This is a genomic window from Streptomyces sp. NPDC041122 (genome assembly GCF_055592445.1).
Window position 1 is genome coordinate 154,600 of record NZ_JBVIYQ010000005.1, and the last position, 20,103, is coordinate 174,702.

The 20,103-nt window shown below is 71.0% G+C and carries 18 protein-coding genes; 12 read left to right on the plus strand and 6 right to left on the minus strand.

Going from position 1 to position 20,103, the window contains the following annotated elements; translation table 11 throughout:
- The first annotated feature begins 45 nt into the window (after nucleotides 1–45).
- The gene (locus tag ACZ6B8_RS19570; protein WP_471079443.1) at nucleotides 46–423 is read left to right on the plus strand and encodes a DUF6355 family natural product biosynthesis protein; all 378 of its coding nucleotides are present in this window, start codon (nucleotides 46–48) and stop codon (nucleotides 421–423) included.
- Between the two features lie 264 nt (nucleotides 424–687).
- The gene (locus ACZ6B8_RS19575) at nucleotides 688–1,725 is read left to right on the plus strand and encodes a methyltransferase (RefSeq protein ID WP_471607997.1); all 1,038 of its coding nucleotides are present in this window, start codon (nucleotides 688–690) and stop codon (nucleotides 1,723–1,725) included.
- 9 nt (nucleotides 1,726–1,734) lie between these two features.
- Here the strand turns inward: ACZ6B8_RS19575 and ACZ6B8_RS19580 are convergent, their stop codons facing one another.
- Nucleotides 1,735–2,628, minus strand: coding sequence for a rhomboid-like protein (locus ACZ6B8_RS19580; protein WP_471607998.1), 894 nt, complete (start codon nucleotides 2,626–2,628; stop codon nucleotides 1,735–1,737).
- A gap of 193 nt (nucleotides 2,629–2,821) precedes the next feature.
- Here ACZ6B8_RS19580 and ACZ6B8_RS19585 point away from each other — a divergent pair, with 193 nt between their 5' ends.
- The 5 genes from ACZ6B8_RS19585 to ACZ6B8_RS19605 all read left to right on the plus strand — a co-directional run bounded on the left by ACZ6B8_RS19585 (nucleotide 2,822) and on the right by ACZ6B8_RS19605 (nucleotide 9,778).
- A complete protein-coding gene (locus ACZ6B8_RS19585; RefSeq protein ID WP_471079434.1) occupies nucleotides 2,822–3,499 on the plus strand; it encodes a spermidine synthase family protein in 678 nt (225 codons plus the stop codon).
- A gap of 65 nt (nucleotides 3,500–3,564) precedes the next feature.
- Nucleotides 3,565–4,305: a response regulator transcription factor gene (locus ACZ6B8_RS19590; protein ID WP_055701842.1), complete on the plus strand. Its 741-nt coding sequence runs from the start codon at nucleotides 3,565–3,567 to the stop codon at nucleotides 4,303–4,305.
- A gap of 13 nt (nucleotides 4,306–4,318) precedes the next feature.
- Nucleotides 4,319–5,404, plus strand: coding sequence for a HAMP domain-containing sensor histidine kinase (locus ACZ6B8_RS19595; RefSeq protein ID WP_471079431.1), 1,086 nt, complete (start codon nucleotides 4,319–4,321; stop codon nucleotides 5,402–5,404).
- Between the two features lie 268 nt (nucleotides 5,405–5,672).
- Nucleotides 5,673–9,476: a multifunctional oxoglutarate decarboxylase/oxoglutarate dehydrogenase thiamine pyrophosphate-binding subunit/dihydrolipoyllysine-residue succinyltransferase subunit gene (locus tag ACZ6B8_RS19600; RefSeq protein WP_471607999.1), complete on the plus strand. Its 3,804-nt coding sequence runs from the start codon at nucleotides 5,673–5,675 to the stop codon at nucleotides 9,474–9,476.
- Nucleotides 9,477–9,595: 119 nt separating this feature from the next.
- Nucleotides 9,596–9,778, plus strand: a complete 183-nt coding sequence (locus tag ACZ6B8_RS19605; protein ID WP_003961784.1) for a DUF6104 family protein — start codon at nucleotides 9,596–9,598, stop codon at nucleotides 9,776–9,778.
- 77 nt (nucleotides 9,779–9,855) lie between these two features.
- On the opposite strand, the gene ACZ6B8_RS19610 is transcribed toward ACZ6B8_RS19605, so the two are convergent.
- Nucleotides 9,856–10,713, minus strand: coding sequence for a hypothetical protein (locus ACZ6B8_RS19610; RefSeq protein ID WP_471608000.1), 858 nt, complete (start codon nucleotides 10,711–10,713; stop codon nucleotides 9,856–9,858).
- A gap of 185 nt (nucleotides 10,714–10,898) precedes the next feature.
- Between ACZ6B8_RS19610 and ACZ6B8_RS19615 the strand changes: the two genes are divergently transcribed.
- Nucleotides 10,899–11,813: a DUF4097 family beta strand repeat-containing protein gene (locus ACZ6B8_RS19615; RefSeq protein WP_471608001.1), complete on the plus strand. Its 915-nt coding sequence runs from the start codon at nucleotides 10,899–10,901 to the stop codon at nucleotides 11,811–11,813.
- A 1-nt stretch (nucleotide 11,814) separates the two neighbouring features.
- On the plus strand, nucleotides 11,815–13,041 hold the full coding sequence (locus tag ACZ6B8_RS19620) for a PadR family transcriptional regulator (RefSeq protein WP_471608002.1): 1,227 nt from the start codon (nucleotides 11,815–11,817) through the stop codon (nucleotides 13,039–13,041).
- A 316-nt stretch (nucleotides 13,042–13,357) separates the two neighbouring features.
- On the opposite strand, the gene ACZ6B8_RS19625 is transcribed toward ACZ6B8_RS19620, so the two are convergent.
- The 4 genes from ACZ6B8_RS19625 to ACZ6B8_RS19640 all read right to left on the minus strand — a co-directional run bounded on the left by ACZ6B8_RS19625 (nucleotide 13,358) and on the right by ACZ6B8_RS19640 (nucleotide 16,697).
- Nucleotides 13,358–14,050 (minus strand): Clp protease N-terminal domain-containing protein, encoded by a 693-nt coding sequence (locus ACZ6B8_RS19625; RefSeq protein WP_471608003.1) that lies wholly within the window; start codon nucleotides 14,048–14,050, stop codon nucleotides 13,358–13,360.
- The gene (locus ACZ6B8_RS19630; RefSeq protein WP_471608004.1) at nucleotides 14,050–14,259 is read right to left on the minus strand and encodes a sigma factor-like helix-turn-helix DNA-binding protein; all 210 of its coding nucleotides are present in this window, start codon (nucleotides 14,257–14,259) and stop codon (nucleotides 14,050–14,052) included. The genes ACZ6B8_RS19625 and ACZ6B8_RS19630 overlap by 1 nt, the downstream gene beginning before the upstream one ends.
- Before the next feature lie 88 nt (nucleotides 14,260–14,347).
- The gene (locus ACZ6B8_RS19635) at nucleotides 14,348–15,310 is read right to left on the minus strand and encodes a zinc-binding dehydrogenase (protein WP_471608005.1); all 963 of its coding nucleotides are present in this window, start codon (nucleotides 15,308–15,310) and stop codon (nucleotides 14,348–14,350) included.
- Nucleotides 15,311–15,473: 163 nt separating this feature from the next.
- Nucleotides 15,474–16,697 (minus strand): NAD(P)-dependent malic enzyme, encoded by a 1,224-nt coding sequence (locus ACZ6B8_RS19640; protein ID WP_471079410.1) that lies wholly within the window; start codon nucleotides 16,695–16,697, stop codon nucleotides 15,474–15,476.
- A gap of 669 nt (nucleotides 16,698–17,366) precedes the next feature.
- Here ACZ6B8_RS19640 and ACZ6B8_RS19645 point away from each other — a divergent pair.
- From ACZ6B8_RS19645 to ACZ6B8_RS19655, 3 genes are read left to right on the plus strand one after another with little or no spacing between them, the layout of a single operon-like run.
- On the plus strand, nucleotides 17,367–18,323 hold the full coding sequence (locus ACZ6B8_RS19645; protein ID WP_471079407.1) for an ABC transporter substrate-binding protein: 957 nt from the start codon (nucleotides 17,367–17,369) through the stop codon (nucleotides 18,321–18,323).
- 40 nt (nucleotides 18,324–18,363) lie between these two features.
- A complete protein-coding gene (locus tag ACZ6B8_RS19650; RefSeq protein WP_471079404.1) occupies nucleotides 18,364–19,305 on the plus strand; it encodes an amino acid ABC transporter permease in 942 nt (313 codons plus the stop codon).
- Between the two features lie 11 nt (nucleotides 19,306–19,316).
- The gene (locus ACZ6B8_RS19655) at nucleotides 19,317–20,069 is read left to right on the plus strand and encodes an amino acid ABC transporter ATP-binding protein (RefSeq protein WP_471079960.1); all 753 of its coding nucleotides are present in this window, start codon (nucleotides 19,317–19,319) and stop codon (nucleotides 20,067–20,069) included.
- The last annotated feature ends 34 nt before the right edge of the window (nucleotides 20,070–20,103 follow it).

Genomic DNA, 20,103 nt, shown 5'->3' on the forward strand with positions numbered 1-20,103 from the left:
GTCATCCTCGCTCCGGGCCGCGCGGTATCCGCTATTCATGGCGATATGACCTTCTTCAGGACAACGACAGCCGCCGTCGCGACCGCGCTGACCATCGGCGGCCTGGCCTTGATGCCGACCTCCGCCGGTGCGCACACGCCCGCGGCCCCGGCCCCGGTCACCCGGACCCTCTCCGAAGCCGGCGCGGCGACCGCCCTCGCGAACTGCGGCTGGAACGCGAGCAGGGGCGGTGAACGCGCCTACTACGAGCACTGCGCCACCAACACGAACGTGTGGATCCAGGTCAAGCGGTGGCCCCGATCCAACTACCACCGCTGCGTCGGCCCCGGCCGGACCAACCTGGACGCCGACGCCACCGGCGCCTGGTACGACAGCAACTACCGGGGCGGCCTCTGCTCCCACCCGGGGGACACCGGGCCCTGACGGTCCCGATCCCGCACGGCCACGATCGGGGATGGGCCGAGGCCTCCGGCCGGATCAGGGCCCATTTCCGGTCACGTATCGAAGAGCTGGACGCGGTGGAGGAGATCGGGGCCGACACGGCTTTCCGCTGATCACTCCCCCATGGGCCGTTCCCGGACATGCCGTACGCGATCAGGCCGGTCCCCGGGGGTGGCCGCCGGGCGGCGTTCCCCTGCGGCCGTTCCGTTGGGACCGTGGACCCTCCTACTCATCAGGAGGGCATCCATGGTGGACACACCCGGGACCGGCGACGACGGCGTGCGGGACATCGCCGGCCAGATCGTGGAGCACGCACTGGGGCACCTCTTTTCCGCCGCGCTGCGCACGGCGGTCCGCTGCCGGATCGCCGACCACCTGGCCGCGGGTCCGCGCACCGCGGGGCAGCTGGCCGAACTGACCGAGACCGACCCCGGCCACCTCCGCCGCGTCCTGCGCTACCTCGCCACGCGCGGCTTCTTCCGCGAGGACGGAACGGGCGCCTTCCACCTCACACCGCTCTCGGATGCGCTGCGCACGGACGTGCCGGACTCGATGCACGCCGCGGTCCTCCTGATGACCGACCCCGCCTTCCAGCGGACCTCGGCGGGCCTGGAGGAGACGGTGCGCCGGGCCGGCGCGTCCTTCGAGCGCCTCTTCGGCAAGCCGCTCTTCAGCTATCTGGCCGAGGACCCCGCGCTGCGGGAGCTGTTCGACAGCGGCATGGCCTCGCTCTCGGGTCCGGTCGACGCGGTGATCGCCGACACGTACCCCTTCCCGGAGAAGGGCACCGTGGTGGACGTCGGGGGTGGCCGCGGCGGCCTGCTGCGCGCGGTGCTGCGCGGGCGTCCCGGTCTGACGGGCGTCCTCTTCGACCAGGAGCCCGTGACGCACACGCATGTACTGGCCGACGACGAGGCGGTACGGGGACGCTGGCGGGCCGAGCCCGGCGACTTCTTCGCCGAGGTGCCCGAGGGCGGCGACTTCTACGTGCTCAAGCACGTCCTGCACGACTGGCCGGACGACGCGTGCCTGCGGATCCTGCGCAACTGCCGCGCGGTGATGGCCCCGGACGCCCGTCTCCTGATCGTCGACTGCGTCCTGCCGTCCGGCAACACGCCGCACCTGGGCAAGACCCTGGATGTGGCGATGGCGGCGGTCGTGGACGGCCAGGAGCGGACGGAGGACGAGTTCTCGGCGCTGCTCACGAGGGCGGGGCTGCGCCTGACGCGGATCCTGCCCACCGAGACGTATCCGTCGATCGTGGAGGCGGAAGCGGCGTCCTGAGGCGACGGCTCACCAGGAGTCGCTCTGGGGCCGCCTGCGCCGGAGCAGCGGCCAGGTGGAGACGCCGATCACCAGCGCGAGCAGATGACCCCAGTTCGTCATCGGATCGGTGAACGCGATCAGGTCGTCGAGCAGCATGCACCCGAACCCGCCGAGGACGACCCAGCGCAGCCACGGCGTCAGGAGCCCCGCGAGCGCGCCGACGCTGGCGGCGACACCGAAGCTGATGCCGTAGTCGAGGCGGTGCAGCGAGCTGTCGGGCAGCTGGCCCGCGAGGACCGAGAGGCCGACCGGGACCTCGGTCACGAGCGTGGCGACGACGTGGCCGAGAAGGAAGACCCCGGCGGTGCGCAGCCCGCCGATGCGCCGCTCCAGCGCCGTCAGCACCAGCAGGAAGCCGATCGCGTACGGAGACGTGATGCCGCCCGCGACCCACAGGGCGCTGGCGACCAGGACGAGGACGGGGGTGTGCGCGAGGTGCGCCACGTCGGTGCTCGACCCGCGCAGGAGCGAGGAGACGAGGTCCGGGTCCGCGAACTCGGCGACCAGCGAGGTGACGGCGAGCACGAGGGCGTACCCGAAGGTGAAGGGCGTGCCGGTGGGGGTGGGCAACAGGCGCCAGGGCCGGAGCCGGGCGATCCTCGCGGCGGCTCTTCCCTCGGCGGGGCTCCCCGCGGCTCTTTCCTCGGCGAGGCTCCCGGCGGCGGCGATACCGCCCCCCGCGCGCGGGCGGCCGGTCCGCGGCTCCGGTGCGGGCGCCCGCACCACCCGGGGCCGGCACGCCGACTGCCGCGGTATGCCGTTCAGGCCGCCCGGCACCGCCGAGTCGGGCGTCCGCGCGTCCGTCCGTACGTCGGTCCGCACATCGGTCGCGGTCTCGGCGGTCTGCACGCTCTGGTTCACGGGTGAGGCGCTCCTTCCGTCCTGCCCCACCCTTTGCCCTCTTTTCCGGCGTTGTCTATGACGGGCACCACGTGAGGTACGTCTCACAGGCAACCCGCGCATCACATTCTGCGTCGCGCGACCCTCCGGAGCGGCCCGCGCCGCCCGCGAAATCGGCTACGGCCGCGGCCGGCCCGCCCATACCCTGACGCCCATGCGCACCCCCACCACCGCCCCCGTCGTCATCGACCGGCGCGAGGGTCCTCACGGCGAGGTCGTCCTGCGGCGCCACGGTGAGCTGCTGCAGATCATCGCCAACGGCTGTTTCCTGATGGACACCTCCGACGGCCGCTCCGAGCGACTGCTCGTCGACGCGGCCCGCGACGCCCTCGACGACCGCCCCTCCCCCGCCGTCCTCATCGGCGGCCTGGGGGTCGGGTTCTCCCTGGCCCACGCCGCCGCGGATCCCCGCTGGGGCCGCATCGACGTGGTGGAACGCGAGCGGGCCATCATCGACTGGCACCGCGAGGGACCGCTCGCCGAGCTGTCCGCCGCCGCCCTCGCCGACGCACGTTCGCAGATTCTTCACACCGACCTCGTCACATACCTCTCCGAGGCCGCGCGGACGTACGACGCGCTCTGTCTGGACATCGACAACGGCCCCGACTGGACGGTGACGGAGGGCAACAACTCCCTTTACTCAGCAGCCGGTCTGACGGCGTGCAAAGCACGTCTGAACCCCGGCGGAGTGCTCGCCGTCTGGTCCGCCCAACCCTCGTCCGCTTTCGACGACGCTCTACGGAATGCCGGATTCCAGAGGGTACGGACGGAAGAGATCCCCGTTGCCCGAGGCGTCCCGGACGTGGTCCATCTCGGCGTCAGGGCTGCGTAGCCGAGGGCCCTTCGCGCCCCGTACTCTGCTGACCGAACACAAGCGATCAGTGTCAGGGGCGGGCGATGGAGCAGACACACACCTCCCACAACGGCGCCACGGCGGCGACACCGGGCGCCCAGCGCCGAGTGCTGGTGGTCGAGGACGACCCGACGATCGTCGACGCCATCGCCGCCCGGCTGCGCGCCGAGGGTTTCGTTGTGCAAACGGCGGGCGACGGCCCGTCGGCGGTCGACACCGCCCAGGCGTGGCAGCCCGACCTGCTCATCCTCGACATCATGCTGCCGGGCTTCGACGGCCTGGAGGTGTGCCGCCGGGTGCAGGCGCAGCGCCCCGTTCCGGTGCTCATGCTCACCGCGCGTGACGACGAGACGGACATGCTGGTCGGGCTCGGGGTCGGCGCGGACGACTACATGACCAAGCCGTTCTCCATGCGGGAACTGGCCGCCCGCGTGCACGTGCTGCTGCGCCGCGTCGAGCGGGCCGCGCTGGCCGCGACCACGCCCCGCAGCGGCATCCTGCGCCTGGGCGAGCTGGAGATCGACCACGCCCAGCGGCGTGTGCGGGTGCGCAGCGAGGACGTCCATCTGACGCCCACCGAGTTCGACCTGCTGGTCTGCCTGGCGAACACCCCGCGCGCGGTCCTCTCCCGCGAGCAGCTGCTCGCGGAGGTCTGGGACTGGGCCGACGCGTCCGGCACCCGGACCGTCGACAGCCACATCAAGGCGCTGCGCCGCAAGATCGGGGCCGAGCGGATCCGTACGGTGCACGGCGTCGGGTACGCGCTGGAGACTCCCACTCCGTGAGGCAGGTCGTGTGATGAGCGGGCCCTTCGGAGGACTGCGGCCGTTCTCCATCAAGACCAAACTCGGCGCTCTCGTGGTCGTCTCGGTGTTCATCACCACCGGCCTGCTCCTGGTGGCCACGAAGACCGAGACCGAGCTGCGTTTCATCACCGTCTTCTCGGTGATCGCCACGCTCCTCATCACCCAGTTCGTCGCGCACAGCCTCACCGCGCCGCTGGACGAGATGAACGCGGTGGCCCGCGCCGTCTCGCACGGCGACTACACGCGCCGGGTGCGCGGCGCCGACCGGCGCGACGAGCTGGGCGACGTGGCCTCCACGATCAACGCCATGGCCGACGACCTGGAGGCGCAGGACACCCAGCGCAAGGAGCTCGTCGCCAACGTCTCGCACGAGCTGCGCACCCCCATCGCGGCGCTGCGCGCGGTCCTGGAGAACGTGGTCGACGGCGTGTCGGCCGCCGACCCGGAGACGATGCGCACCGCCCTGAAGCAGACCGAGCGCCTGGGACGGCTCGTCGAGACGCTCCTCGACCTGTCCCGCCTGGACAACGGCGTGGTGCCGCTGAAGGCCCGCAGGTTCGAGGTGTGGCCCTATCTGTCGGGCGTCCTGAAGGAGGCCAACATGGTGGCCTCCGCGCGCGCGGGCATCGCGTCGGGCTCCGGCAGTCACACCCGTACGGACGTCCATCTGCACCTCGACGTCTCGCCGCCGGAGCTGACGGCCCACGCGGACGCGGAGCGGCTGCACCAGGTCGTGGCGAACCTCATCGACAACGCGGTCAAGCACAGCCCGCCGCACGGACGTGTGACGGTCCGGGCCCGGCGCGGCCCCTGCCCCGAGTCGCTCGACCTGGAAGTGCTCGACGAGGGGCCCGGCATCCCGGAGTCGGAGTGGCACCGCGTCTTCGAGCGCTTCAACCGGGGCAGCCACGCCGGCGCCCCCGGGAAGGGGGCGGGCAACGACGGCGGAACGGGCCTCGGCCTGGCCATCGCGCGGTGGGCGGTGGACCTCCACGGCGGGCACATCGGGGTGGCCGAATCCCCTCGTGGCTGCCGGATCCAGGTCACTCTTCCGGGCCTGCCCGAGGCGCGAAGTTGACGTAGGGTTCGAGTACAAGCGTTTCGCGGTGCTGGTCACGGGCACCCGGGAGCCGCTGCCGCGCGTAGACGTCCCTCAGGCGTACCCGCGCGGCCATCTGGCGTTGCAGAACCTCGCTTGTTTCCCGCCATTCAGTGCGCCGAAACCATCGATCCAGTGTGACTTACGCGACGGATGCCGGGCCCGGTCTGCATCTCACGCCCTGGGAGGCGTAGCCTTTATTTCCGCTGTCCATCACCTTGTGAAGCGGAAGAGGGCGGTTACCGCCGTGTCGTCACAGTCCCCCAGTAGCTCGAGCATCTCGACCGACCAAGACGGGCAGGGCAAGGACCCTGCCGCAGCCTTCGGTCCCAATGAGTGGCTCGTAGACGAGATCTATCAGCAGTACCTCCAGGACCCGAATTCGGTCGACCGAGCCTGGTGGGACTTCTTCGCCGACTACAAGCCGGGGGTGGCCACCTCCGGTGCCGCCGCCCCGGCCGAGCCGGCGGGTGACACGGCCGCGGGGGCCGCGTCCACCACTGCTCCCGCCGCCCCCGCCGCCCCGGCGAAGCCCGCGGCCCAGGCCGCGGCTGCTCCGGCCGCTCCCGCGAAGTCCGCGCCCGCCGCGGCCCCTGCCGCGAAGCAGGCCGCCAAGCCCGCGGAGGCCAAGCCGGCCGCGAAGCCCGCCGCCAAGGCGGAGCCCGCGACGGAGGCCCCGGCCGGGCCCGAGTACGTGACGCTGCGCGGCCCCTCGGCCGCCGTCGCGAAGAACATGAACGCCTCGATCGAGGTCCCGACGGCCACGTCGGTCCGCGCGGTCCCGGTGAAGCTGCTCTTCGACAACCGCATCGTCATCAACAACCACCTCAAGCGCGCCCGCGGCGGGAAGATCTCCTTCACGCACCTCATCGGGTACGCCATGGTGCAGGCCATCAAGGCCATGCCGTCGATGAACTACTCCTTCGTGGAGAAGGACGGCAAGCCCACCCTGGTCAAGCCGGAGCACATCAACTTCGGCCTCGCCATCGACCTGGTGAAGCCCAACGGCGACCGCCAGCTGGTCGTCGCGGGCATCAAGAAGGCCGAGACCCTGAACTTCTTCGAGTTCTGGCAGGCCTACGAGGACATCGTCCGGCGCGCCCGCGACGGCAAGCTCGGCATGGACGACTTCACCGGTGTGACGGTCTCCCTGACCAACCCCGGCGGCCTCGGCACCGTCCACTCCGTGCCGCGTCTGATGCCCGGCCAGTCGGTCATCATGGGCGTCGGCTCGATGGACTACCCCGCGGAGTTCCAGGGCACCTCCCAGGACACCCTGAACAAGCTCGGCATCTCGAAGGTCATGACGCTCACGTCGACCTACGACCACCGGGTCATCCAGGGCGCCGCCTCCGGCGAGTTCCTGCGGATCGTCGCGAACCTCCTCCTCGGCGAGCAGGACTTCTACGACGAGATCTTCAAGGCGCTGCGCATCCCCTACGAGCCGGTCCGCTGGCTCAAGGACATCGACGCCTCGCACGACGACGACGTCACGAAGGCCGCCCGCGTCTTCGAGCTGATCCACTCCTACCGCGTCCGCGGCCACGTCATGGCCGACACGGACCCGCTGGAGTACAAGCAGCGCAAGCACCCCGACCTGGACATCACCGAGCACGGCCTCACCCTGTGGGACCTGGAGCGGGAGTTCGCGGTCGGCGGCTTCGCCGGCAAGTCGATGATGAAGCTGCGCGACGTCCTCGGCGTGCTGCGCGACTCGTACTGCCGCACCACCGGCGTCGAGTTCATGCACATCCAGGACCCGAAGCAGCGCCGTTGGTTGCAGGACCGCATCGAGCGGACGCACGCCACCAAGCCCGAGCGCGAGGAGCAGCTGCGCATCCTGCGCCGGCTGAACTCGGCGGAGGCCTTCGAGACCTTCCTGCAGACGAAGTACGTCGGCCAGAAGCGCTTCTCCCTGGAGGGCGGCGAGTCCGTCATCCCGCTGCTCGACGCCGTGCTCGACAGCGCCGCCGAGTCGCGTCTGGACGAGGTCGTCATCGGCATGGCCCACCGCGGCCGCCTGAACGTCCTCGCCAACATCGTCGGCAAGTCGTACGCCCAGATCTTCCGCGAGTTCGAGGGCAACATGGACCCCAAGTCCATGCACGGCTCCGGCGACGTGAAGTACCACCTGGGCGCCGAGGGCACCTTCACCGGCCTGGACGGCGAGCAGATCAAGGTCTCGCTGGCCGCCAACCCGTCCCACCTGGAGACGGTCGACCCGATCATCGAGGGCATCGTCCGCGCCAAGCAGGACATCATCAACAAGGGCGGCACGGACTTCACCGTCCTGCCCGTCGCCCTGCACGGTGACGCGGCCTTCGCGGGCCAGGGTGTGGTCGCCGAGACGCTCAACATGTCGCAGCTGCGCGGCTACCGCACGGGCGGCACGGTCCACATCGTCATCAACAACCAGGTCGGCTTCACCGCCGCCCCGGAGTCCTCGCGCTCCTCCATGTACGCCACCGACGTGGCCCGCATGATCGAGGCGCCGATCTTCCACGTGAACGGCGACGACCCCGAGGCCGTCGTCCGCGTCGCGCGGCTCGCGTTCGAGTTCCGTCAGGCGTTCAACAAGGACGTCGTGATCGACCTCATCTGCTACCGCCGCCGCGGTCACAACGAGTCGGACAACCCGGCGTTCACGCAGCCGCTGATGTACGACCTGATCGACAAGAAGCGCTCGGTGCGCAAGCTCTACACCGAGTCCCTCATCGGTCGCGGCGACATCACCCTGGAAGAGGCCGAGCAGGCGCTGCAGGACTTCCAGGGCCAGCTGGAGAAGGTCTTCACCGAGGTCCGCGAGGCCGTCTCGCAGCCCGCGCAGGCCGAGGTCCCCGCGCCGCAGGCCGAGTTCCCGGTGCACGTCGAGACCGCGATCTCCCAGGAGGTCGTCAAGCGGATCGCCGAGTCCCAGGTCAACATCCCCGACCGGGTCACCGTCCACCCGCGCCTGCTGCCGCAGCTCCAGCGCCGCGCGACGATGGTCGAAGAGGGCACGATCGACTGGGGCATGGGCGAGACCCTCGCCATCGGCTCGCTGCTCCTGGAGGGCACCCCGGTCCGCCTGTCGGGCCAGGACTCCCGCCGCGGCACGTTCGGCCAGCGCCACGCGGTCCTCATCGACCGCGCGACCGGCGAGGACTACACGCCGCTGATGTACCTCTCCGAGGAGCAGGCGCGCTACAACGTCTACGACTCGCTGCTCTCCGAGTACGCGGTGATGGGCTTCGAGTACGGCTACTCGCTGGCCCGTCCCGAGTCCCTCGTCATGTGGGAAGCGCAGTTCGGTGACTTCGTCAACGGCGCGCAGACGGTGGTGGACGAGTACATCTCGGCCGCCGAGCAGAAGTGGAACCAGCACTCCGGCGTCACGCTGCTGCTGCCGCACGGCTACGAGGGCCAGGGCCCGGACCACTCGTCCGCCCGCATCGAGCGCTTCCTCCAGCTGTGCGCGCAGAACAACATGACGGTCGCGATGCCGACCCTGCCGTCGAACTACTTCCACCTCCTGCGGTGGCAGGTGCACAACCCGCACCACAAGCCGCTGGTGGTCTTCACCCCGAAGTCGATGCTGCGCCTGAAGGCGGCGGCCTCGAAGGCTGAGGAGTTCACGACGGGCGGCTTCCGTCCGGTCATCGGTGACGCGTCGGTCGAGGCGTCGGCGGTCCGCAAGGTCGTCTTCTGCGCGGGCAAGCTGTACTACGACCTGGAGGCCGAGCGGCAGAAGCGCGGCGCCACGGACACGGCGATCATCCGCATCGAGCGGCTGTACCCGCTGCCGGGGGCCGAGCTCCAGGCGGAGATCGCCAAGTACCCGAACGCCGAGAAGTACCTGTGGGCGCAGGAGGAGCCGGCGAACCAGGGCGCGTGGCCCTTCATCGCCCTCAACCTCATCGACCACCTGGACCTGGCGGTCGGCGCGGACATCCCGCACGGCGAGCGCCTGCGCCGCATCTCGCGGCCGCACAGCTCGTCCCCGGCGGTCGGTTCGGCCAAGCGCCACCAGGCCGAGCAGGAGCAGCTGCTCAGCGAGGTCTTCGAGGCGTAGTCCTCGACGGTTCTCCGCACAGGGGCCCGCCCCCGGGTTCAGACGAACTCGGGGGCGGGCCCTTCGGCGTCGGCGCCTACCATGAAGGCGAAGAAGTCCCACCCCACCAGGAGCTTGAGTTGTACTTCACCGACCGTGGCATCGAGGAACTGGAGAAGCGGCGCGGCGAGGAGGAGGTCACCTTCGAGTGGCTCGCCGAGCAGCTCCGCACCTTCGTGGACCTCAACCCCGACTTCGAGGTCCCGGTCGAGCGCCTGGCCACCTGGCTGGCGCGGCTGGACGACGAGGACGAGGACGAGTAGCCGGCGGGCGTGTCGACCGGGGCGCCTTCCGCCCGCCTGTTCCACGGGGTGACTGCGCCCTGCCCCGAGGGGGCGTCTCAGTCCCGCGTCCGCATCCGGTCGTACGCGAGGCCCGCGACGCCCTGAGTCAGCAGCAGCCCGGCCGCCGTGGCCCAGCCGCCGCTGCGCAGCCGTACCGCGCGCGCCGCGAGCGGCAGCCCCGCCACGATCTGCGCGGTGGCCAGCAGCCGCGCCCGGGGCCCGCGCACCCAGGGGCCCAGCGGGCTCCGCTCGACGGCGACGAACTCCGCTCGGACCGCATCCCGCCAGCCGGGCCACTCCACCTGCCGTACGCCCTCCTGCACCCGTGCCACCTCGCGCAACCGGTCGGCCGGTGCGCCGGGGGTGAGGCCGGGCGGAAGGGTGAGCCCCGTGCGGGAGAGGACCGCGAGGAGGCCGAGCATCCGGGCGCGGGCGTCGGCCGACCGGTCGGGGCGGGTGAGGGCTTCCAGGGACTGCATGTCCAGTACGGGGTCGAGGCCGAGCCGCGCGGCCAGTGTCCGCATCGCCTCGTCCTCCCCCACGGCCGTGCCGTTCGCGAGCCATTCGTAGCCGACGGTCCGCCGGAACCCCACGGCGAGGGTGCAGCCGGACCAGTCGCGGTCCCACCACAGGGCGAGCACCGGCCAGCCGGAGCCGACGGCGAGCGCGGTGGCCCACCCGGTGAGCACCCGGTCGACCGGCTCCTCGCCGTGCAGCCACGGGCTGCCCTCGGGCACCAGCACGCTCCAGCCGTAACCGGCCTCGGCCAGCAGCATCCGCTCGCGCAGCAGCTGGGCGGCGGGCTCCACGGTGTCGGGCGCGGCCCGGCAGAGCAGCAGCGCGCCGGCGGCCGCGCCGGTCCCGGAGGCTCCGGAGGTCCCGGGGGCGCGGGGCGTGGATGCATCGGACGACATGACCCCACGCTAGGACAGATCGGCACAATCGGCGCAGAGGCCGGGGCCTGGGTAGGGGCGGGGGCCGGGGCGGGTTCACTCTCTCGTGTGTCTTGACTTCCGCGATCCGCGATATATCGTGAATGGAAGAGAACGCGATATGGCGCGTTGAGGTCTCGCCAGGGGCCCGCCAGGGAGGTCAGGTCATGTCTGAGTGGTCCGTCGCCGAGCCACAGAAGCTCACGTTCGACGCCCCCGTGACGACACTTCACGTCCGGGTGGTCAACGGAACCGTGAACGTGGTGGGCACCGACGAAGGTTCCGCCCGCCTGGAGATCTCCGAGATGACGGGCCCGCCCCTGCGGGTCACCCACGAGGACGGCGTCCTCACGGTCGCCTATGACGACCTGCCCTGGAAGGGCTTCCTGAAGTGGCTCGACCGCAAGGGCTGGCACCGCAGCGCGGTGGTCTCCGTCGCCGTCCCCGCGGGGACCCGCGTCGAGGTGGGCGTGGTCGGCGCGGGCGCCGTGGTCTCCGGCATCGAGGGGCGCGCCGAGGTCAAGGGCGTCACCGGTGACACGACCCTGCTCGGACTCTCGGGCCCGGTCCGCGCCTCCACGGTCTCCGGGAGCCTGGAGGCCCAGAGCGTGACCGGCGACCTCCGCTTCAACTCCGTCTCGGGCGCCCTGACGGTGGTCGAGGCCGCGGGCCCCGCCGTCCGGGCCGACTCGGTGAGCGGCTCGATGATCGTGGACTTGGCGCCGGCGGGCGGCCCGACCGACGTCGCCCTGACGAGCGTCTCGGGCGAGATAGCGGTCCGGCTGCCGCACCCCGCGGACGCCGAGGTCGAGGTGGACACCGCGAGCGGCGCGGTGTCGAACGCCTTCGAGGACCTTCGGGTGGGCGGCCAATGGGGCGCCAAGCGGATCACCGGCCGGCTGGGTACCGGCCGGGGCCGGTTGAGGGCAACGACCGTCTCCGGTTCCATCGCGCTCCTGCGCAGGCCGCAGACAGAGGAAGATCATCACGACGAGGTCCCCCTGGACGTCGTCCCGGCGGACGCCGCCCCCACGCCGCCGGACGGCCCGAACGACGACCCGACCCCCAAGAAGGTGCTCTGACATGCCCCCCGTGTTCGCCCACGGCCGTCTGCGTCTGTATCTGCTCAAGCTGCTCGACGAGGCCCCCCGCCACGGCTACGAGGTGATCCGCCTCCTCGAAGAGCGCTTCCAGGGTCTGTACGCACCCTCGGCGGGCACCGTCTACCCCCGCCTCGCCAAGCTGGAGGCCGAGGGCCTGGTCACGCACACCACCGAGGGCGGCCGGAAGGTCTACGCCATCACGGACGCCGGCCGCGCCGAACTGGCCGACCGCAGCGGCGAGCTGGCCGATCTGGAGCTGGAGATCCGCGACTCGGTCGCCGAGCTCGCCGCCGAGATCCGCGACGGCGTGCAAGGAGCCGCCGGTGAGCTGCGCCGCGAGATGCGGGCGGCCGCGAAGGAGGCCCGCGCCGCGGGCGGTGCCGGCCACGGGGGTTCGGCCCAGGAGGGCTCGGCCGCGGGTGGTCCGGCGCAGGACGGCTCGGCACACGGCAGGCCCTTCCCGGATCCGAGCGAGTTCTTCGACGGGGTCTGGGGCGACAAGGAGAGCCTGCGGCTGGCGAAGGAGGAGTTCAAGCGGGCCAAGCAGGAGTGGAAGGAGCAGGCCCGCCGGGCGAAGGACGAGAGCCGCCGCGCCCGCGAGGAGGCCCAGCGCGCCCGCCGCCAGGCCAAGGAGGCCCAGGAGAAGGCCCGCACCCAGGCCCGCGAGGCCCAGGAGGAGGCCCAGCGCATCGCGCGGCGGGTACAGGAACAGGTCCAGGTCCACTTCGCGCGGGGCGACTGGCCGACGGGCGTTCGCGAAGGCATGGCGGAACTGGCCAGGGAGTTCGGCGAGTTCGGCATGGGGCTCGGCCGGGACTTCGGCAAGAACTTCGGTGCTCGTTCCGACGCGGCGGACTCCAGCGCCGGGTCGAGGACGGAGCCGGGGGCTGAGACCGGCGCCGACACCGGGGCGGAGAAGCCGACCCGGGCACCGGCTCCGGACACCGACGCGGGCGCCGGGCCCGTGTTCACCTCGGCCCCCGAGGATCTCCCCGTCGAGTACGTGCCCAACTGGGCCCGCGAGGATTCCACCGGTGACCCCGGCCGGGACCTCGACCGCCTCCTGGACCGTTTCCGGGACGACATCCGGGACGCGGCCCGGGACCACGGGGTGACGGAGGACCAACTCCGCGAGTCCCGCCGCCACTTGTCCCGGGCAGCGGCCCACATCGCCGCCACGCTGCGCACCCCGGACCGCACCCCGTGACGCCTGGGGACCCACGGCCTCCTGGGCCGCCTGAACCCGCGCGGCGCTGAGACCGGGCCAGGGCACGGGGCACCGCCCTGCCTGCCGCGCCTGCCCGCGCCGACTCACTGGGCCCGGGGCGGGTCCGGGCCCGCGACCTGGCCTCCCTGCTGCCTGGCTGCCTGGCCGCCTGGCCGCCTGTGCCGGCGAGCGCTTCACGGCGAGCTGGCGGCTGGGCTGCACCTTGCCGGTCCTCCCCGGCCAGAGCTCCGTGTACGGACCGCCGGGACGGCCCGTACACCCCCTGCACCCCGCCCGCCCCGCCCGAACCGCGAGGTCAGGCAGCTTCGCCGTAGAGGGCCCGCTCCAGGGCCGCGTAAGTCACACCGTGGTCCGCGAGGATCTCCGAGATCACTCCGGGGCGGACCGCGAGGGCCAGGAGCAGGTGGTGTCCGCCGATGGTCCGGTCACGGCGTGCGGTGGCGAGCCGGAGGGACTTCACGAGGACCTCCTTGGCGTCCCTGCCGAAGGGCGCCCGGCCGAACCGCTCCCGCCAGCCCCTCCGCCCAGCGCCGGCACCCGCACCGGCACCCTCCAGGCCACCGGCACCCTCCAGGGCATCGGCACCCGCGCGGGCGCCCGCGCCCGCCAACGCCCCGACCCCGTGCGCCTCTTCCACCCGGGAGACGATCTCGTCGACGTCCACACCCAGGTCGGCGAGGGCCTGCGCGTCGGCCCGCGAGAGCCCGCCGCGGCGCCGCGCGTCGGCGAGGGCCCGCTCGATGGACGTACGCCGGTCCGCAGCGCCGAGGGCCCGCAGCGCGAACGCGGCCCGACCGGCCACCGGCCGCCCGGCGCCCCCGCCCGCACTCACCGCGGTGCCCGGCTCCGCGCCCGGGCTTTCGTCGAGCAGGGACAGCAGGGCGAGCAGCACATGGCCGTCGTCGACCGACGCCGCGCCCGCCCGCTGGGCCTGTCCGATCGCACCCACGACCACCGCGCGGGCCTCGTCCGTGAACTTCTCGAACATCACTGCCTCCCGTACTTCTTGTGCACGGCCTGCCTGCTGACGCCGAGCTCGGCGGCGATCTCCTGCCAGGACCAGCCCTGCAGGCGGGCGGTGCGCACCTGTACGGCCTCCAGCTGCTCCACCAGTTTCCGCAGCGCGGTCACGGCGCGGAGCCCGATCCGTGGGTCGCGGTCGCCCGCGCGCTCGGCGAGATCCGTTGCTTCGGTCATGCATGTCAACTTACGTTGACATGCATGCGGGCGTCAACCTTGGTTGACGCGGGAGGGGTGGGGAGCAGCGAGGAGAGGAGGGGTGAGCTCAGACCTCCAGGACGATCTTGCCGAACTGGTCGCCGGACTCCAGCCGGGCGAAGCCCTCCCTGGCGCGGTCCAGGGGCAGCACCTCGTCGACCACCGGACGTACACCCGTGGCCGCGCAGAAGGCCAGCAGGTCCTCCAGCTCGTCCTTGGTGCCCATCGTCGAGCCGACCACCTTCAGCTCCAGGAAGAAGATCCGGGTGAGTTCGGCGTGCGAGGGGCGGTCGCCGCTGGTGGCGCCCGAGATGACCAGCGTGCCGCCCGGCTTCAGCGACTTGACCGAGTGGGACCAGGTCGCCGCGCCCACCGTCTCGATCACCGCGTCCACCCGCTGCGGAAGCCGCGCGCCCGCCTCGACGGCCTCGACCGCGCCCAGTTCGAGCGCCCGCTTGCGCTTGGCCTCGTCCCGGCTCGTCGCGAAGACGCGCAGGCCGGCCGCCTTGCCGAGCACGATCGCGGCCGTGGCGACACCGCCGCCCGCGCCCTGCACGAGGACCGAATCGCCGGGCCGTACCCCGGCGTTGGTGAAGAGCATCCGGTAGGCGGTCAGCCACGCGGTGGGCAGGCAGGCCGCCTCGGCGAAGGAGAGCTCCTTCGGCTTGGGCAGCACGTTCCAGGTGGGGACGGCGACCCGCTCGGCGAAGGTGCCCTGGTACTTCTCGGTGAGGATCGAGCGGCCCTCGCGGGGCCCGACGCCGTGCCCGCTCTGCCCGATGACGGAGTGCAGCACCACCTCGTTCCCGTCCTCGTCGATCCCGGCGGCGTCACAGCCGAGGATCATCGGCAGCTTCTCCTCGGCCAGGCCGACCCCGCGCAGCGACCACAGGTCGTGGTGGTTGAGGGAGGCGGCCCTGACGTTCACGGTCGACCAGCCGGAGCGCGCCTCGGGGGCGGGCCGTTCCCCCAACTCGAGGCCGTCGAGCGGCTGGTCACGGTCGATACGAGCAGCGTAGGCAGCGAACATGAGGTGACCCTAGGCGTCACCTCGGCCCGGACGGAACCTCGTACGGCTGTGACACGCGCCGCGCTCGCCCCCGGCCGCCGCTCACCCACGGGCGCCACACGCACCGCGCCCCCTGCCGCACGAGGTGCGCGGCAGGGGGCGCGGTGGCGGCGCGAACCCGGTGTCAGCTGCGGGCGACGCCCTCCGCACGGGCCGCCGCGGCGACCGCCGCCGTGACGGCCGGGGCGACGCGCTCGTCGAACGGCGACGGGATCACGTAGTCCGCGGAGAGCTCGTCGCCGACGACGTCCGCGAGGGCGTCGGCCGCGGCGATCTTCATGCCCTCGGTGATGCGCGAGGCACGCACCTGGAGCGCACCGGCGAAGATGCCGGGGAAGGCGAGCACGTTGTTGATCTGGTTCGGGTAGTCCGAGCGCCCGGTCGCCACCACGGCCGCGTACTTGTGCGCGACGTCGGGGTGGACCTCGGGGTTCGGGTTGGCCATGGCGAACACGAAGGAGTTCGGCGCCATGGAGGCCACCGCGGGCTCGGGGACGGTGCCGCCCGAGACGCCGATGAAGACGTCGGCGCCGTCGAGGGCCGCCTCCAGCGAACCGCTGATGCCGGCCTTGTTGGTCAGCTCCGCGAGCTCGCGCTTGACCGGGGTGAGGTCCTCCCGGTCGCGGCTCACGACGCCCTTGCGGTCGGCGACCGCCACATCCCCGAGTCCCGCCTCGAGCAGGAACTTGGCGATGGCGACCCCGGCCGCGCCGGCGCCGGAGATGACGGCGCGCAGCTCGCCGAGCGTGCGCCCGGTCAGCTTCGCCGCGTTCCGCAGCGCGGCCAGCGTGACGACGGCGGTGCCGTGCTGGTCGTCGTGGAAGACCGGGATGTCGAGGCGCTCCTGCAGCTTGCGCTCGATCTCGAAGCACCGGGGCGCCGAGATGTCCTCCAGGTTGACGCCGCCGAACGACGGCGCGAGGCGCACGACGGTCTCGACGATCTCGTCGGCGTCCGTCGTCGCGAGCGCGATCGGCACCGCGTCCACGCCGCCGAACTGCTTGAACAGGATGGCCTTGCCCTCCATCACGGGGAGGGAGGCCTCGGCGCCGATGTCGCCGAGACCGAGCACGGCGGTCCCGTCGGTCACCACGGCGACGACATTGGATTTCCACGTGTAGTCGTGGACGAGCTCCGGCCGCTCGGCGATCGCGCTGCACACCTTCGCGACGCCGGGCGTGTAAGCCAGGGACAGGTCGTCCTTGTCGCGGACCGGCACGGTGGCCTGCACGGCCATCTTGCCGCCGCGGTGCAGCGCAAACGCCGGATCGAAGGGCTCGGCCGCACCCGCGGGGCCCTCGTGATCCGTACTGCTGTCGCTGCGAGGATTGACGATCTCCGCTGCCACTTGTCTGACCCCTTAAGTCTTATTCATCAGTTGAGGGTGTCCACTCCCGGTTGAGAAGTGGGCGGGCACCGCGTCCGTTCCCCGCCTGTCGGCGGAGGGAGGTACGGACACGCGGGCGCGCCGCACACGCGCCCTGGGCCCCGGATGAGGGGTGTAGCCAACCTTTGTACCCGAAGGCGGCGGGCACGGGCGAGTGACATTGGTTGCAGCCAGCTCCGCAGACGTCCCTCGAGGCCGGGACGAGTGTCACTGGTCCGGGCGGATGACCTGTAAGACGGCACTCGGTGCCATCTCCGGTAGCGCCCATTCCGCGATCAAGATCGTCGTAACCGGCCTTTTCCGACATGGGGCCGCTCGCCCGGAAAGGCCGTATCCCCTACCGGCCTCGACCGACCGATGTCCGAATTCTCCGAATAGTGCGTCCCAGCGGTCCGCATAGCGAGATTCACCGGATATTCATCGGTTAACGGCGATTCGCTCCCGCCCCCCTACGACCGGGCCGTACCGGGATGGTGGGATTCGAGGCTCGCCCGTTATCCGATTTTGACATCTTCGGCACCCAGAATCGGACGGTCCGAATGGCAAGATGCCGTCATCACACGAGGTCGCGACACCCGAAGGTGTGTGCCCGACCCATCGGCAACTCCCTCATCCGCCGGAGGACCCACCATGACCGCCAGCTCGTTTTGTCGTAGGACCGCAGTCAAGTCCGTTAAGTCACGGATGACGGCGGTCGGCGCGATCGCGGTCGCCGGCACGCTGCTGCTTTCCGGCTGCGGCGACCAGACCAATGACAAGAAGAGCGACTCGGCCGGCGACGCACCGCTCGCCGACAAGCTCCCCCAGGACATCCGCAGCGCGGGCGTCATCAAGGTCGGGTCCGACATCGCCTACCCGCCGGTCGAGTTCAAGGACAAGTCCGGCAACACCGTCGGCATCGACCCCGATCTGGGCGAGGCCCTCGGCAAGCAGCTCGGCGTGGAGTTCGAGTTCGAGAACGGCACCTTCGACACCCTCCTCGGCGGTCTGCGCTCCAAGCGCTACCAGGTCGCGATGTCGGCCATGACCGACACCAAGAACCGCCAGGAGGGCATCGACGAGGAGAACGGCAAGAAGGTCGGCACCGGCGTCGACTTCATCGACTACTTCACCGCCGGTGTCTCGATCTACACCAAGAAGGGCGACGACCAGGGCATCAAGACCTGGGCCGACCTCTGCGGGAAGAAGATCGTCGTCCAGCGCGGCACCGTCTCGCACGACCTGGCCAAGGCCGAGTCGAAGAAGTGCAAGGGCGGCAAGAAGATCTCCATCGAGCAGTACGACAACGACCAGCAGGCCCAGGCCCGGCTGCGCTCCGGCGGCGCCGACGCGGGCTCGTCCGACTTCCCGGTGGCCGCGTACGCGGTGAAGACCTCGGGCGGCGGCAAGGACTTCCAGCTGGTCGGCGAGCAGGTCGAGGCCGCCCCGTACGGCATCGCGATCTCCAAGAAGAACACCGAGCTGCGGGACGCCATCCAGGCCGCGCTCGACGCCATCATCAAGAACGGCGAGTACGCGAAGATCATCAAGAAGTGGGGCGTCGACGACGGCGCGGTCAAGGAAGCCAAGGTCAACGGCGGCAAGTGACCCCTCCCTCCCCCATCCCCGTCGCTGAAAGGCCACGCACGTGACCCCCGACATCTCCAAGAAGGGCCCCGCGGACGACGTCCCTCAGGCCCGCCCGGCGGAGGCCATACGGGCCATCCCGGTACGGCACTTCGGCCGGTACGTCGCCGCCGTCCTGGCGATCGGCGTCCTCGCCGCGATCGTCCTCGCCTTCGCCCAGGGCGACATCAACTGGGGCGCGATCCCCGACAACTTCTTCGACGAGCGCATCCTCAAGGGCGTCCGCGAGACGCTGATCCTCACCTTCCTTTCGATGCTGATCGGCGTCGTCGGCGGTGTGCTCCTGTCGATCATGCGGCTGTCGAAGAACCCCGTGACGCAGTCGGTCGCCTGGTTCTACATCTGGTTCTTCCGCGGTACGCCGGTCCTGGTCCAGCTCTTCGTCTGGTTCAACCTCGGCTTCGTCTTCGACTACATCAACCTCGGTCCGATCTACAAGGACGAGTGGTCGGACTTCATGACGCCGATGCTGACGGCGCTGCTCGGCCTCGGCCTCAACGAGGCCGCGTACATGGCGGAGATCTGCCGCGCCGGCCTGCTCTCGGTCGACGAGGGCCAGACCGAGGCCGCGCACGCCCTCGGCATGAGCCACAACAAGACGCTGCGCCGCGTCGTGCTGCCGCAGGCGATGCGCGTGGTCGTCCCGCCGACCGGCAACGAGTTCATCAACATGCTGAAGACGACGTCGCTGGTCGCGGCCGTCCAGTACTACGAACTCCTCAAGTACGCCCAGGACATCGGCACCTCGTCCGGCGCGACGGTGGAGACGCTGCTGCTCGCCGCCTGCTGGTACCTGATCATGACGTCGATCCTCAGCGTCGGTCAGTTCTACCTGGAGCGGTACTACGCGCGCGGTTCGTCGCGCTCGCTGCCGGCCACGCCGTTCCAGAAGATCAAGGCCAACATGTTGTCGCTGGGCAACCGCTCGGGAGTGGGGCACTGATGACGACCGCCATGGTGAAGTCCGAAGGCGTCCACAAGTCCTTCGGCAACGTAGAGGTCCTCAAGGGCATCGACCTGGAAGTGAAGTCGGGTGAGGTGTCCTGCCTCATCGGCCCGTCCGGTTCCGGCAAGTCGACGTTCCTGCGCTGCATCAACCACCTGGAGAAGATCAACGCCGGCCGGCTGTACGTCGACGGCGACCTGGTGGGCTACCGGCAGAAGGGCGACCGGCTGTACGAGCTCAAGGACAGCGAAGTCGCCCTCCAGCGCCGGGACATCGGCATGGTCTTCCAGCGCTTCAACCTCTTCCCGCACATGACGGCGCTGGAGAACGTCATGGAGGCGCCGGTCCAGGTCAAGGGCGTCACCAAGGCCGCGGCCCGGGAGCGCGCCGGTCAGCTCCTGGACCGGGTCGGCCTCGGCGACAAGGCGGGCAACTACCCCTCGCAGCTCTCCGGCGGCCAGCAGCAGCGCGTGGCCATCGCCCGCGCGCTCGCGATGGACCCGAAGCTGATGCTGTTCGACGAGCCGACGTCGGCGCTCGACCCCGAGCTGGTCGGCGACGTGCTCGACGTGATGCGCGACCTCGCGGAGTCCGGCATGACGATGATCGTCGTCACGCACGAGATGGGCTTCGCCCGCGAGGTCGGCGACAGCCTCGTCTTCATGGACGGCGGCGTGGTGGTCGAGTCCGGCCACCCGCGCGACGTGCTGACCAACCCGCAGCAGGAGCGCACGCAGTCGTTCCTGTCGAAGGTGCTGTAAGGCTCCGCCGGCTTCAGTCAGCGGTCGCCGAAGG